Annotated in this window: 7 protein-coding genes; all 7 read right to left on the minus strand. The window is 50.1% G+C overall.

Annotated elements, in window-relative coordinates:
- Positions 1-6 precede the first annotated feature (6 nt).
- From brxL to brxC, 7 genes are read right to left on the minus strand one after another with little or no spacing between them, the layout of a single operon-like run.
- Positions 7-2,307, minus strand: coding sequence for a protease Lon-related BREX system protein BrxL (brxL, locus tag NFR25_RS06440; protein WP_251198425.1), 2,301 nt, complete (start codon positions 2,305-2,307; stop codon positions 7-9).
- A 57-nt stretch (positions 2,308-2,364) separates the two neighbouring features.
- On the minus strand, positions 2,365-5,001 hold the full coding sequence (pglZ, locus tag NFR25_RS06445) for a BREX-1 system phosphatase PglZ type A (RefSeq protein WP_251198426.1): 2,637 nt from the start codon (positions 4,999-5,001) through the stop codon (positions 2,365-2,367).
- A gap of 12 nt (positions 5,002-5,013) precedes the next feature.
- Complete coding sequence (gene pglX, locus NFR25_RS06450) at positions 5,014-7,581, minus strand: BREX-1 system adenine-specific DNA-methyltransferase PglX (RefSeq protein WP_251198427.1); 2,568 nt, start codon at positions 7,579-7,581, stop codon at positions 5,014-5,016.
- 29 nt (positions 7,582-7,610) lie between these two features.
- A complete protein-coding gene (locus NFR25_RS06455) occupies positions 7,611-8,570 on the minus strand; it encodes a BREX-1 system adenine-specific DNA-methyltransferase PglX (protein ID WP_251198428.1) in 960 nt (319 codons plus the stop codon).
- 4 nt (positions 8,571-8,574) lie between these two features.
- Positions 8,575-9,132, minus strand: coding sequence for a hypothetical protein (locus NFR25_RS06460; RefSeq protein ID WP_251198429.1), 558 nt, complete (start codon positions 9,130-9,132; stop codon positions 8,575-8,577).
- Positions 9,133-9,139: 7 nt separating this feature from the next.
- The gene (gene pglX / locus NFR25_RS06465) at positions 9,140-11,713 is read right to left on the minus strand and encodes a BREX-1 system adenine-specific DNA-methyltransferase PglX (RefSeq protein WP_251198430.1); all 2,574 of its coding nucleotides are present in this window, start codon (positions 11,711-11,713) and stop codon (positions 9,140-9,142) included.
- Between the two features lie 38 nt (positions 11,714-11,751).
- Entirely contained in the window at positions 11,752-15,354 is a 3,603-nt protein-coding gene (gene brxC / locus NFR25_RS06470; RefSeq protein ID WP_251198431.1) for a BREX system P-loop protein BrxC, read from the minus strand.
- Between the last annotated feature and the right edge of the window lie 33 nt (positions 15,355-15,387).

The following is a 15,387-nucleotide window of genomic DNA, read 5'->3' on the forward strand; positions in this document are numbered from 1 at the left end:
TCATCTCTAAAGCCCCAGTGCTTTCTTTGCAGCAGCAACTGCATTTCCGTCCTGGTAGAAATCTGGACTTAGACTCTCAAGCAGTTCATTAGGAACACTTTGCAAATCCTGGATACTGCTCATAGGCAGTAGGATCTTCTTCGCGCCAGCATTCTTCGCTACGCGCATGATGTCTTCCAGACCCTTAAGCTCGTCTAGTGTGCCCGACATGCGCAGCGTGCCCGGAACCACGGTGGCACCTGTAACAGGGCGGTTGCAAGCAGCCGAACACAATCCCACGAATTCCGCCAGCGAGCATTCGTCAGAGAGGCCCTTACTCTGCATATCGCGGAAGAACAGTAGGTAATCTTTGTCCATGATATGCATACCAGCAGCTACCTTATGAGCGTTGCTTTCGAAATACCTGAAGGCTGCATCCATGCTCTCGCGCACAGGACGAGCGTTGCCAATGCCTTCGGTCTGGAACTTGAAGTCACCCGTAACAGCTTTGTTCTCAAGCTTATAAACGGCATATTCTCCCGTCTTCGACATACCGACTGAGAATACGTGACCTGGCATAGGGGAAGCCTCAGGAATAAGCGAATCTTCGGTCTGTTCGGGCACATAGATGATATGCACATCCTGAGGGTTGTCGATGTCGTAATAACCCAGGTTTACGTCGATGAATTCCACACCAGCCATGATCTTCAGCTGTTCTTTAACGCGTCTGCGCCCTTCGATGGCATAATCGAGCAGCATGCCCACGTCTTCTTTGGTCATCTCTTCGTCGGGGAAGAGCAGCTTAGCAAGACCGCTGAAGGTCTTGCGTACCGCGATTTCGTCACGCTTGTTGAAGTCGCTATTCAAGCGGAAGAAGCGATCAATGTGGTGCGAATAGTCGCGAGAGCGCATTTCGTGGCAGAACTCGCTCAAACAATCGGTTATCAGTCCATAGCGATTCGTGAGCAGGTCAGAACGCATCTTGGGAATTTCCCAACCAGGCAAGTAGTAGTGGATGCGGTCGAAGAACGCGGAATCGTTATTGAACTCAGGCGGGAAGGGATCGAACAGATGCGTGGTCTTCAGCACGTTTTGCACGGTGTCGTTAATGTTGCCTTCAAACACCATGGAAGCATCGGCATTCACCTGATTGCGCCCACGAGCATAGGAACCTGAAGCCATGTAGTCCTTCATCACTTGGACGGCATTCTGGTCTTTGAATCGCATGCCAGCAACTTCATCGAACGTTACGCAGTCCCACAGACCCACCAGGCCAACATCGGTGCCGCTTCGGCGTGAATAGGCATTCATGTAGCCGAACAAGTTCGCCGTGGTGGTTTGTCCACCAGAAAGCAAAATGGAGTTTGGGCTCACTTCTTTATAGATGTGAGACTTACCCGTGCCACGAGGACCAAGTTCGCACAAGTTATAGTTGCGCTCGATCAAGGGAACCATGCGCTCGATGAAATGCATACGCTCGCGCTCTGTCATCGAATCTGGTTCATAGCCCGCAGAGCGCAGCAACATACCGATCCATTCATCCACAGTGAAGTTCTTGCGCTGGGAAAGAATAGAATTCAGATCAAGATTAGGCATCTGGATGGGATTCAAGCTGAGCACGGAAAAACGGGATTCCGCAGGATCGTTCTTCTTTTTCGTTTTCTTCTTCTTTGGCTTGGGCTCGAAATCGTCATCGAAGATGTCGGCAAGAGCATCCTGATCGTCCGTTTCAGGGCGCTGGTATTCAAGACGCATGATGCTCCAAATGCCACCCATCAAGATCTTGCTGTACTTTATGGGGTATTCATCGGGGATGATGAACGGCTCTATATGTAGATTAGTGAATTGCGAAACATAATAGTCGTCGCGTTCGTCAAGGCGCGCCGAGATCTTGTCGATGATGGTATATTGTCCTAGCTCACGGATCTTCGACTTGATGCGTTCAGATTCATCGGGGCGCACATAGTTCTCTACCAGAATGCGCCTGATGCGCTCAACGCCTTCGCGCACCAGCTCTTCGTCATCGGTGGTGCAGTACATACCCAGCAAATACTCCAACACGAACGTGGGCACGTTTGCGCTACGCTTCATCAAAGAAGTAAGATCCTTGCGTACGATCTTGCCCGGGAAACTTTCGATGATAAGCGTATCGAGCTTGTCTTGGTCGTAGTGACCGATAGGTGAGATGGTCTCTGTCTCTTCTTCTTCGACCACCAAACTTGTTTCAGGAGTTTCAGAGCTTGTGACGCTGTAGTCAACCGCTGCGTATTCGCTTACGCTGCCCTCCTGATTATTTGTATTATCTTTGTAGTAGTAGGAATCTTCCACGATGCCCTTCTTTCATATTCCTTGTTTGTCTATATATAGCTAACTATCGATGTTGGATTACCAGCCAAAGTCGTCCATAGGCGCGAAGGAAACCTCGATACTGAATGGTTCCTTCCAAGCTATAGCCCCGGTGGATGTATCACGCACTACCAAATAGTAGGCTTCTGTGCTTTGCCACTGGATGCCAGGCTTCAAGTTAAAGCGCACGCGCACCGTGCGCTCGGCTTCATTGCTGGTGGTCTTGTCTGCCTTAAAGCGTTGAGCATCGCTCACTTCATTACCGCTTGAATCGGTGAAGACCAAGTCGTATTCAGTGGCTACCACTTTGCCGCCAACAGCCTCCTTTTGGAAGAATTCAAGGTTGAAGACGGTGTTGGAGACGCGTCGGCTTGAAGAAAGCAACTGAATAGAAGTAGGCTTTGTTTCCACATAGCCCTTGGAATTCGCGCGCATGTTCTTGAAAGTGATCACAGGCACGCAAACCTCTTGCAGACTTATGCCGCCATGCACATATTGCTTGCTACTGCCTTGTACCTTTAGGCGAATGCAGTCGCGTGCAGCCCACCAGGTGGAGCCGCTTTCGTCCATGTCTTCAACGTTCATCTTTATCAGAAGCTCAGAGGTAGCTTCAGGCGAAGCGATAGCAAAGCGTCGTTCGATCTTGCTAGGCGTAACCGAGAGCGCCTTACGGTCAAGCTGTTCGATCTCTTGGAATTCTTTCTGCGTGTAGAGGAAACCATGGTCGGCTGTAATAAGGATCTCTTGCGCGCCCATATGCCGCACCGCGCTTTTTACCAGAGAGACCATGTCTTCGATAGCTTTCTCGCAAGCATCGAACACCCCTTGGCCTCCTAATTCGTTGTGGCCCGCCGTATCGATGGTGTTTTGATATACGTAGATGATCTTATTATCCTCTGAAAGCTGCTTCAGCTCTTCAGGGCGCATCTTCAGGAAGTCTTCGAACTGCAGCGCAGTGCTTTCGGCGCGCGCTTTCTGTAGTACTGCAGCTCGGTCTACGGTTGACGCGGTAGGCATGCTGTCTACGAATACGGAGTCAGCATCGATGCGGTATTCCAGGTTTCGATGGGGGAGTAAAGCTGCCATGCCGAATTTTGTTTCAGCGGGGAACATCGACTGCATCGCATCGATAGAGGTACTGCCCTTGGTTTTGGTTTCCAGTGCGCTCTTCAGGTCCTGCGCAACGCCATAGCGCATGGCATCACATATTGCTACAACGGTGCACCGGCCTTTGCCGACGCTTGAGAGCACGTGATCCTTGTAAAAATCGCGCTGTCTGGGGATGTCGTTCACATAGCCCTGTTCGAACCATTGGTTCTCTGCTGAAGCTACCCAACAACGGTTGGTTTCTTGCAGGAACCAATTGGTGTAAAGCGTGTCGACGTAGTTGGCAAGATCATGGACTGCGCTTTGCAGCACAGAAACGGTTCGCAAGCTTTCCTGAAATGCTTTGCAGAATTTTCGATAAGCCGCGTCAATGGTCCACCAGTCTGCGGTGTAAGCGCTCCAAACTTCGGTTGGTTTTGCAAGATAGAAGCCCGTTGTATTATTGCGTCGAAAAAGCTGAATGGTGGCGGCCTGGGCAAGACAGGTGAAGTATGGCTCGAATAGCGGACCCCACATAAGGTTCTGACGCTTCTTCAGTATGTTGATGGCGTCTTCGTAGCGGTCGGATCCTGCAGCAATGGATGTCATAAGGTCTTGCAGAATAACCTCGTCGATGACTGGGAAGATGTCGCATTCAGTAAGGGATGATGGGTCAACCTGTTCGAATTTGGCCTGCAGCCCGCATTCTTCCTCAACCATGCGGCAGGCTTCATAGAGTGCCGTGGTTTCGCTGCAGCCCTCATCCTGCATCCAAGACCTTACGATGCTCGAGCAAAATTCTCCATTTTCGTCTTGGGTATATTGTTCAAGCCCGATGAGTGCTTCATGGGGTAGGGTGCGGGCAGCTGCGCTTACCAAGAGGTGCTTCAGGTAGGGGCGTGCATCGCTAAGAGCGGCTTGATATCCTGTGACCTTGGCTACTACAGTCTGAAGATGCTCGAGCGCGCCATATTTTTCTAACTGGCTAAGCAGATCGCTCAACGCATCAGGGTTGGAAAGGCTTTCTCCTGCATATTTTGAATACGCAAGCACAACAGAGATGGGCCGCGCTTCTGTGCTATTGCATAAGGTAGCCAGTACACCCAAGATAACGTCATTCTTGGAGGCTGCTGCGGGCATCTTCTCTTTGAATTTGCTCACGCGACTCCGCGCTTGGAAGAACTGCTTCAACTGAGAAACCGCACTGCGAACGTCAAGTGTATCACCTGCATTGAGGTTATCAAGCATGATGGAAAGATAGTCAGCCTTGAATATCTCGGCAATGAATTCAATCCCTGCAAGCCAATCTCCCTGCATCTGTCCAGCAGGGGTTTGTCGATAGACGAGTATGTCTTTGCCAGCTGACTCTCGTAAGATTCTTTGCTTGCTTTCGAATATGTTGCCATCGTGAGCAAAAATGGTCTCGATCTGCCCACGCGGACCCGTAAGACCATCAGTAGTTAGCTGAGTAAACTCCTCTTCGAATTCACCTTCTGCATCATGCCAAACAATGATGCGACGGTTTTCGACTTCTTTTAGCGGCGTAGAAAACCGCTCTTGTAGCTGCTGTTCAATGTCTAATGCATCCATGGCAAGCAATCCTTACGCTAAGGGATGACCTTTGAAATCCCATGAAGTTTCAAAAGAGTCGTAATCATTTTGGGAAAGACGTCGTTCTCTTTTCACTGCCTCATTGATTTTGGTTTCCCTTTTAGGGGAAATGAGGATGGGGTATGTTGCAATTTGGCCAACCTCGAAATTGAGAGTTGGTGAAAGCAGTTTTGCTATGTTGAGGATCACCGAAGAATTGCAAAGCCCTTGCAAATAGAGAAGCTGATCTTGGTTGGCAAAGATACTTGTTCCTGCAACGTCGAAAATATGGCCTTGAGGCTTGTAGCGAAAAGCGATAGAGCCGCTTGATATTTTTGACCAAGTAATTGATGGTTTGAAATAGTAATTTGTGTTTTGTGGGCGTGAGAGCTGTTTTCCTGTCTCATCTGCAAACGCTCGGATCTCTTTTCCATCTTTTTCCCAGTTAACGACTTCCTCGTTGTTTCCGTACCATTTTCTGAAATCGCCGCCTTTGTTGTATGGGAACCATCGTCGACCGCTCTCTACTGACTCTGAAATCGATGCTGCATCGTATAATGAGTTCTCTTTTGATACTTCCCACCATCGGCGAACAAATAGATCGTTTTTTCCTGTCTGAAGACCTACGCGTGGCGTTCCGATGTCGCGGAGTTTTTTTCCATTGATAAAGGCTTTTTGTATTGCGTTGCTTGTCCAATAAGCGATTGGGGTGCCAGGGATGGCGGAGAAGGCATCGGCGCTTCGGCGGTAGAACCAGCCGCAGTCTGGGTTTTGGATTGCTTCTTCAGTTTTGGGTTGTTGCAATTGTGGACGGTCAAAATCTTCCAGTCGTATATACGATCCGATGCAGTTTGTTTTCCCTAATTCGTAAACAAATATGCATGTAGGCACGGTTACACCTGCGTAACCGTGCGTGGATTGTTGAACCATTGTAAGGATGGAGCCTTTTGAAAGGAGCTTTTTACGAAAGTCCTCAAAAGAGGATATGAACATCCATGAAGAGGCTGTAATCATTGCAACAAAAGAAGCTGGCTTGGCTAAAACAAAGCCGCGCTCGATAAAGCAGGTGCACAGATCGCGTTTGGAATCTGGATAGTTCTTCTTGGTCCAATTGGCGAGCCATTTGTCCATGTTGGAAGAGCCCATATAAGGCGGGTTGGCCACGACAACATCGAATTTCTGAGCTAGGGTTTCGCAGGCGTCGATAGCTTTGTCGAGCTTCTCAGAGAGCGATCCTGCGAAGATGTTCGTGGGAGAGAGTGTCGCCTTGCAATCCTTCAAGGTATGCAGGTCTGCTTCAGTCGGGTTGAATAGACTGCCGCATTCCGAGAGGTGGGCGAGTGCATCGATGAGCTTCGGTGCTGCTTGCAAGATCGGAGCAGCGTCGATCTCTTCTTCTGTGAAGGGGATCGATTCGATCAAGGTTATCTTGGGTTGCACGCCTCGGGTGAGAAATCGGCTATCGTATTCAAGGCCTTTCATGGTTAGGCAGAAGATAGCCATCTGGCTTGCGCGCGCATCGATCTCGAAGCCTGAGAGGTTCTTCTCTAGGATCAGACGAGGGATATCGCGGCGGGTATAACCTGATTCCTCGTACATCTTGGCGAGCAGATCGAATGCGGTCACTAGGATATGACCTGAACCGCACGCTGGGTCGCAAACAGTGATTTCTTCAGGGGAAGAAACCTGGATGCCCTCACTAGAAGAAACCTGAAGCTTTGCAGCTTCTTCGGCATCAAGCCCAAGATCATCAGGAATGAAATACTCCATCTCTGCAGCAAGGTTTGAGCTCGGATGCGACTGCATCCATAAGCGGCCTAAAGAATTCTGTACCAAGTACTGCACGATCCACTTCGGTGTGAATAACTGGGTTGCTGGAGCAATGTCTCTTGTTTGGGCCTTCTTGCCCTTCTTGAAATCTGCGAACACTTCATCTTTGCGCTCAGAGTTGTAGAACTGATACATCCAGCCCACGATCTCTACGCTTTCGCGCCAGTCCTCTTCAGGGATATCCTCGACCATCTTGCAGAGAACGCTTCCATTGCGCAGCAGCCCCTTTGGCAGAAGCAGTTCCTGGTAGGAGCCCAGATGCTCGAACACCTGGGGCATATAGGTGGAAAGTTCATTGCATACCGCTAAGAACAGATAGCGGAAGAGTGTTTCATCATCATGGGATTGGATCAGTCGGTAAACATAAGCGCGATCGATGCCCTCAACATCCACGCTTGTGGCCTCTTTGATTATCTGCGAGTCAAAGGCGTTGTCAGCTGAAGAGAGCACGCGGCAGTGGAAGGGAAGGTAATCGTTCACTTCCATGTAGCGGATGGCCATCATTCGATTGAACCACGTGAAAGCCGCTCGCTCCACTAGCTGCTCTTCACCCAGGCGTTGCATCTCTTTGATGAGCTGGGCGCGCTGAGCGATCTCTTCTTCCGTTAGAGGCTGGCTCTTGGTGGGGAGCACCTGCTCTTTGGGATCAGCATCTTCAGTGATGCACCATTCAGCAAGTTGCAATCGCACCTGCTCGATAAGCTCACGCCTAGCATCGATGCAGAAGTTCTTGATGGCGGTATCGTTCATGGGTTGACCTTTCGAAGAGACGTGCTTAGCTATTTGATCTTTGCGAGCACGTCATCGAACTTCGCGTAGTTCACCTTTACACCATCGTCCAAATCGATCTCGATCATCTGGTCGGCAAGGTGGTGGATGCGTTCTTCAAAATCGCTTGTTTCGGAGAGTTGCTCTTTTAGCTTCTTAAGCTGCTTTTCATATTTCACTTTGTCAGAGCGATCGGCCGTTTCGATTAGTTCCCCCAGGTGAGCAATCTGCGTGCGGAAGCGCTCCTGCTGCTGGTGAACGTAGTCTGTGCGGATTCGAGCCAAAAGGTCTGGTTGGTAGCGGTGCATATAGACCAGGGCTTTGAAGCCATTCTTTTTGCCTGAGTCGAACTGCCAATAGATGGGGCGCTTCTTGTAGGTCTTGCAGTGGTCTTTGTAGAAGTCCTTCAGGAAGTAGTTGCGAATCACTTCGCGCGGTGTTCCTTTTCCGCCAAGCGCGTCTGCCACGAAAGCAAGGTTCTCTTCGAGGGTTTCTTCTCCGTAGGTGGTGCGTACCCAGTCGACGAAATTGCCTACGATGTCGTCATCGAAGTATTCATCGTCTGTGATCGGGAGTACGTTGTCGTCGTCAGGCATGAAGGTGGGGTTGGGGATTTGTTCGAGATATTCTTTCAGCGTGTCACCCTGGTTTGCGAGGATGAGTCCGTCTTTGTCGATTGAATAGCGACCGAGCATGCAGCCAACTGCGTAGCTGATAAGTGAGACGATTTCGTCACGTTTGGTGCGAACGTATTTGTTGCCCTTGAAGGATTCTGGAATCTCTTCTTCAGTGTCGAAGATACGTGCGACCGAAACGTACTTGTCCTCGACTTCGATAGGCACTTCGCCTACCATGTCATAGATTTCGGCGAAGATTCGGTTGAGTTCTTCCTCGTTGGCCTTAATCTGGTCGAAGCGCGCATTTGCTTCTGCTTTCCAGGCTTCGTATTTGTCTGAGATTAGTGTTGCCATGGTTCTAAGCTGCCTTTCTACTTATTCGCAGTGAACTGGACGCAGTTTTAATTGCGTTTAATACGGGATCTGTTTTTGATCGAAGCTCAGTCGAAGACGGAAGTAGTTGCTTGCTTTTTTGTTCGATAATTTTTTCAAGCTCCTCAGGATCAATGGTTAATCGATCTACCTCGATAGATTCGTTTGTCTCAGGATCAACTACTAATTCGGTTGTATGATATTTCTCTTCAATTCTTAAGCATTCGATCTCTAGGTTTTCCTTGTTCCTTGTCACGAATTCCAAAAGATGGTTTACTTTTTCCACAACAGAAATAGCACCATATACAGAAACGTGGTTATACGCTTTAGATAATTCAATTCGAAACGAGTCTGTGAATAGCACACTTGCGTTAGCTAGCAATGTATCTACGCACTGCATGCACTCGTCGTAAGCTTCGATTGACTTAGTCTTGTATCGCTCTTCTAAAGCTCGCCGTGAGCTTAGTCGATCGGAAACTAAAGCCGTAACAATTGCAGCAATCAGTGACAACAATGCGGATACTGTGACATAAACCCAATCCATTTCACACCTACACCATCGGATGACGTTTGAAATCCCAGGAAGTTTCAAAAGAGTCGTAATCATCTTTTGATAGATTTCTCTCATCGCCAACGAGAGTTCGAATTCGTGGTGCCTGTTCTTTGTCCTCAATAATTGGGTAAGTAGCGATTTGTCCAACTTCAAAATTAAGTGTTGGAGAGAGCATACTTGCAATGTCTAGCAGCACAGATGAATTGCAGGCCCCTTGAAGATAGAAAAGCTCGCTTTCGCCTGCAAACAAACTTGTTCCAGCAATGTCAAATAGGTGACCAAAGGGTTTATATCTAAAGGCGATATTCCCACTGGATATTTTCGACCATGTTACTGATGGCTTAAATTCATGACCAGGAGAAATGGGTTGAACATGATGATGCGAGGAGTTTTCATCGGAGAAAATATCCGAACCGTTATTTCGATAGTTTACCAACCATTCATTGTTCCCATACCATTTTCGATAATCGCCACCCTTGTTGTAAGGGAACCATTGACGCCTTGAGTCGATTGAATCTGCAAGCGATTCGCAGTCATATTTTGAATTAGAGAGGGCAACTTCCCACCAAAAACGCAAGAATCGTTCATTATCTCCAGTTTGAAGTCCGACATGTGGGCGCGCAATCGCTTGTAAACTTAAGCCAACCTCAAACGCTTTCCGTACAGCCGCGCTTGCCCAGTATACGATGGGGAAACCGGGGATGGCGGAGAAGGCATCGGCGTTTCGGCGGTAGAACCAGCCGCAGTCTGGGTTCTGGATTGCTTGCTTCAGCGCTTCTTGCTTTGTTTTTTCGCTGTCGTAATCAACCAAACGAACATAGCTTGCCTTATTGTCTGCAGTACTGTTTTGAAGAATAGAAGCCGTGGTTGATACGACTTCTCCGCCAATGGCGTCAAAAGCGCGAGGGCCAAAATGGGCCATAGATGCGATGCTGCGCTTATCGAGTATCTTCTTGCGTAGGCCCTCGAAACTGCCCAGGAACATCCAGCTTTGCATGGCAATCATAGCGGAGTACCCATCGGTACGAGTAAGGGTAAATCCTCGCTCGATGAAGCACGTACACAGGTCTCGCTTTGAATCTGGATAATTTTTCTTCGTCCAACTGGCGAGCCACTTGTCCATGTTGGAAGAGCCCATGTAGGGCGGGTTGGCTACGACAACGTCGAATTTCTGAGCTAGGGTCTCGCAGATATCGATGGCTTTGTCGAGCTTCTCAGAAAGCGATCCTGCGAAGATGTTCGTGGGAGAGAGTGCTGCTTTGCAATCCTTTAGAGTATGGAGGTCTGCTTCGGTAGGGTCGAACAGGCTGCCGCACTCTGAGAGATGGGTGAGCGTGTCGATGAGCTTAGGCGCGTCTTGCAGGATTGGAGCTGTGACGATTTCTTCTTCAGTGAAGGGGATCGATTCGATCAAGGTGATTTTGGGCTGAACTCCTCTGGCAAGGAAGCGGCCATCATATTCAAGGCCTTTCATGGTCAGGCAGAAGATAGCCATCTGGCTCGCACGAGCATCGATCTCTAAGCCAGAGAGATTCTTCTCAAGGATCAAGCGGGGGATATCGCGGCGGGTATAGCCTGATTCCACGTACATCTTGGCAAGTAGGTCGAATGCGGTCACAAGGATATGACCCGAACCACAAGCTGGGTCACAAACCGTGATCTCTTCAGGGGAAGAAACTTGGATGCTCTCATTTGCGGAAACCTGAAGCTTTGCAGCTTCTTCTGCATCGAGCCCCAGATCGTCAGGGACGAAATACTCCATCTCTGCGGCAAGGCTTGAACTTGGATGCGACTGCATCCATAGGCGCCCCAAGGAATTCTGCACCAAGTACTGCACGATCCACTTTGGGGTGAATAACTGGGTAGCAGGAGCAATGTCGTTGGTCTGGGCCTTCTTACCTTTCTTGAAACTAGCGAACACTTCATCTTTGCGTTCAGAGTTGTAGAACTGATACATCCAGCCTACGATCTCGACCCCTTTGTGCCAGTCTTCTTCAGGGATATCTTCGACCATCTTGCAAGGGACGCTTCCGTTGCGCAGCAGCCCCTTGGGCAGGAGCAACTCCTGATAAGAACCTAGATGCTCGAACACCTGAGGCATGTAGGTAGAAAGCTCGTTGCAGACCGCTAAGAACAGATAACGGAAAAGTGCTTCGTCATCGTGGGCTTGGATCAGCTGATAAACACGAGCGCGATCAATACCGTCGATATCTACACTGGTGGCTTCTTTGATGATCTGCGGGTCGAAGCTATTGTCAGCTGAAGAAAGCACACGGCAGTGGAAGGGGAGGTAATCATTCACTTCCATGTAGCGAATCGCCATCATGCGGTTGAACCACGTGAAAGCCGCTTGCTCCACTAGCTGCTCTTCATCCAAGCGCTGCAGTTCCCTAATAAGCTCCGCGCGCTGAGCTACCTCTTCTTCGGTTAGAGGCTGGCTCTTGGTGGGGAGCACCTGATCTTTGGGATCAGCATCTTCAGTGATGCACCATTCAGCAAGTTGCAAGCGCACTTGTTCGATAAGCTCGCGCCTGGCATCGATACAGAAGTTCTTGATGGCGGTATCGTTCATGGGATTTGGTTCAACCTTTCAGGATAAGACTTTTGGAATTAGCCTTTGAGTCGGACTGACCCACATTCGTCAATGGCGGCCAACAGCTTTTCCTTAATGGCTTCAACGTAGGCATCGACTTGGTCAGGAGTGGAGAGCTTGGTGGCAGGGCATACGTCTGCGCGCTGAAGCACCTTGGTTTTCGGTGCAGGAGGCGCGGAAGGCGTAGGGGGTGTTGCTACCGTGCTTGATCCTGGTTTTTCCTGTGGGATTACTGGTTTGGGTGGCCTGTTTGCGCTTTCGACCGCTTCGTCAATAGCCTCGATGGTGTTGTCTCGGTGAGCGTTGATCTGGTTGCGCAGCGCTTCGGTCTCCACGATGGTGGCTGCGGCATTAACCTGCTCGCGTTTCTTGGTAAGCGTGTCGTTGCTCTTGGAAACAACGGCACCTACAGCGGTTGCAGAGTTTTCGGTCTTGCGATTGGATGCGTGAGTTTCAATGGCTTCCTGGGTGCTGGCGATATGGTCCAGCAGGTCATTCTTCTTGGTTTGAAGTTCACCTTGATGGGCAGCGCTTGCGTTGTTGATGTGCTCACGCAGCGAAGGGATCAACCTAAAGGGAGAATCCATGGCTACAACGTTGGCGATTTGATCGAGGGCATCAAGCGCGGATTCATGGGCTGATAGATAAGCACGCTCCACTTCCATGGTTGCAAGAAGGTCGCTCGCTTCATCGAAGATCTGCTGTTGGTTCGGGAAGAATCCTTGGATGGGTTCGAAGTCTTCTGCGAAGTCGAGCAGTTCGTCCTTGGCGGCATTGAAAGCGCGCAGCAGGGCTTGAGGGTCCGCTTTGTTCTCCAGGATGCGGGTGGTTAGCCCCTGGCCTTCGACCACGGCGGTTCGCCCTGGGTAGTCGCGCTTGGTGTATTCCGTCTTCAAAAGCTCGGTGGTTTCCTGTTGAGCATTTTCGAGCGCGTTGATGACTGCCTGAATGAAATCGTCTTCGTCTTCGGTAACGATGTTTTGGCCTGTGAATTCTTTCAACAGACGGCGTGCAGGGGAGAGGAGCTCTTCGCTTACGCCAGTGCGCTTTCTAATCTGAACCTTGTCCCATTCCTTTCGGTTGGTCAAAGCGGTTAGCGCGCGTGGGTCTGTTGGTTGGATAACGACGCCACCTTCTTCGAGCTGGGCGGCTTTGCTCATAAGCAGGGTTGCCAAAAGGGCAGAGATATCCGCTTCTTTCCAACCGAAAGGCTGTTGCTGATAGATGCGCTGAATGTCCCCCAATGAAGTTGCTTGGTGGGTGTATTCGTTGGCATCGAGCAGCTTGCCTATTTCATCTAGCGCACGGTCATTTGCTCCTGCCAGGGGTTCCTGGTAGGTTCCTAGCAAGATCTGCTTGATGTCTGCGGCGCCTTCGACCGAAGCGCCCACATAATCGGCTTTGGTGTAGACCACACCAGTAAGCTCTTTCAGCACCTGGTCGATCTTTTCAGTGGCGCGGGCGCCTCGCAGTTGCACCGCCTGGCCGTCGATGAACACATCTGCGTTTGCCAGCGCTGAGTCGAGGATGGCTTGGGCTTCTTTAGCGGCGCTAGCAGCTTCTTTTTGTTTCGAGCGGATGATGTTCTGTTTGGTATCGGGTAGCTGAGCAATGTTTTGGGTCTTAACGTATTTGTTGATGCGGGCGGCGTTGGCAAGCACTTCGTAATAGTCTTCGTTGGTGCGCAATACCATCAAGGCTTTGTCGGTCGACTTCAGCGCGAGCTCTGCCTCACTTGCTTTGGCAAGCTGGTTGGCATTGGTAACGATGTCAAGCTTCATGCCGTTCTGTGCTTGCCCGTGCAGGGAGTCGTCCACATAGGCATCGAACACGAACGCATTGGTGCCCAGGCTATATTTCTTGCTGGGATAGATGCCATCGAAGATGATCTTCTTGATCTGGTCGATAACCAGCGCAGAGTCGATGGATGTGCTCTTTATCTCGCGTTCAACATCCTGTTCTTCGTCTGTAAGGAAAGCGTAGGTGTCGCCATGGCGGGCAACGTAGTTTTCGCGCACCAAACGGTCGAGCGATTCCTTCACGCTATTGCGGATGGCAATCTTGTCGGCATCAATGTTGTCCACCATAAGGATAGTGATGTTGCCCAGTGTTGGTGAAACGTCCTTGATGTAGTGGATAAGGTAGAGCGTTTTCAGTACTTCGATATCTTGGGGCTGCAAGCCTTGGTTCGATTCTGATGCAGTAGTGGCGCGGTCGATTACTTGGCGAATCTCGTGGTCGAGCGATTTCGCCAGTGTGTCATAGAACGACCAGAAGGGAACCAGTGCTTTGCTGTCCTCGTTTTCCACGCGCTGAGCCGATTCCTGGAAGCCCGAGAGCATGCTGCGCTCGCCGCTTGCCAGGTGTTTGCCCGCGTTGCCGTGGCGACGGATCTCGCTAAATACCTTGGGCAGCAGTTTGAATTGGTAGCCTACGAAGGGATAGCTTTCTTGGAAGTCTTGAACACTGGCATAGCCGATCAGGTCGCTCTGAGAATCTTCGAAGGCGAACAGGTTCTTCAAAACCGAACTGCTCTTCTCGAATTCATCTTGCAGCACGATGTTAGCCTCAGGCGTTTTGTCTAAGATGCGCTTCTTGATAACTTCGTCAACCGAACTGGAGCTTAGGGTAAGGCGCGTGTTGAAGCGGCCTTGGATCTTCGAGAAGTCGTCACCTTCAACCTTGATGACCTTATCTAGCGCTTCCTGGCTGGTTACCATGATCCAAACTTTACCTTCACATTTGGCGCCCAGCTCTTCGGTAAGGGTTTGTAAGTTCAGCATCAAATTCGTGTCGTCACCGATGAACTGACCTACTTCGTCAACGCAGAACAGCAGGCGGAAGTTGCCACCGTTCTCTTCAGACTTGCGGTCTACGTAAGCCTTGATCTCTTCAGCCAGCTTGTCGGGTGCGATGGCTTCATCGTTGGTGTTATCGAAGAAGCGACGGGCGGATTCTTCGCTCATACCCAGCACTTCGCCCAGCACTTCAACAATGTCATCTTCATAGAAGGTGTAGGACTCGCGGTCTTCGATCCAGTTGCCACCGTTGATGCGCGAAAATGCCTCGCGGAATTCTTCGGTCTTGCCCTTGGAATCAACGAATGCTTCTAGCCGTGCGAGTTTGAAATCGAGACCGTAGAAGCCCTGGTGTTCGTAAAATACGCGCGCAAAGCCGCGAAGAAGTGCAGTCTTTGCAGTGTCGCCTTCTTTCCACTGGCCTGCCTTGCTGTCGATATTGAAGAGGATTGCTTCAGTGGGAACGGACGCAGCGCGCTTTACCTTGGCGTAGACCATGGGGTCTTCGATCTTGCCATCGAAATAGTCGATTGCTGCGTTGCCTCCAACGGTCTTATTGGAAAGCAGGTAAGAGAGCATTTTCAGGAAGTGGGATTTACCGCTGCCAAAGAAGCCGGTGATCCAAACGCCCATCTTGTCGGTGGGAACATCCAGTGCGCGGTCGTAGTTTTCGAAGAAGTCTGCGAAATGGCGCGAGAGTTCTTTGGTTACCACGTATTCCGAAAGCTCCTGTTGGATGAGCGCATCGTCGTCTTGAGCAACTTTGATAACGCCATTGATGGAGCGATTGATGTCTTTAGAGAATATGTCTTGGATCTTCAAGAGTTCACCAGCCTTTTAGTCTTTCTTGGGTTG

Origin of the sequence: Anaerotardibacter muris (assembly GCF_943192915.1) — a bacterium.
In the GTDB taxonomy this organism is placed as follows: domain Bacteria; phylum Actinomycetota; class Coriobacteriia; order Coriobacteriales; family Eggerthellaceae; genus Anaerotardibacter; species Anaerotardibacter muris.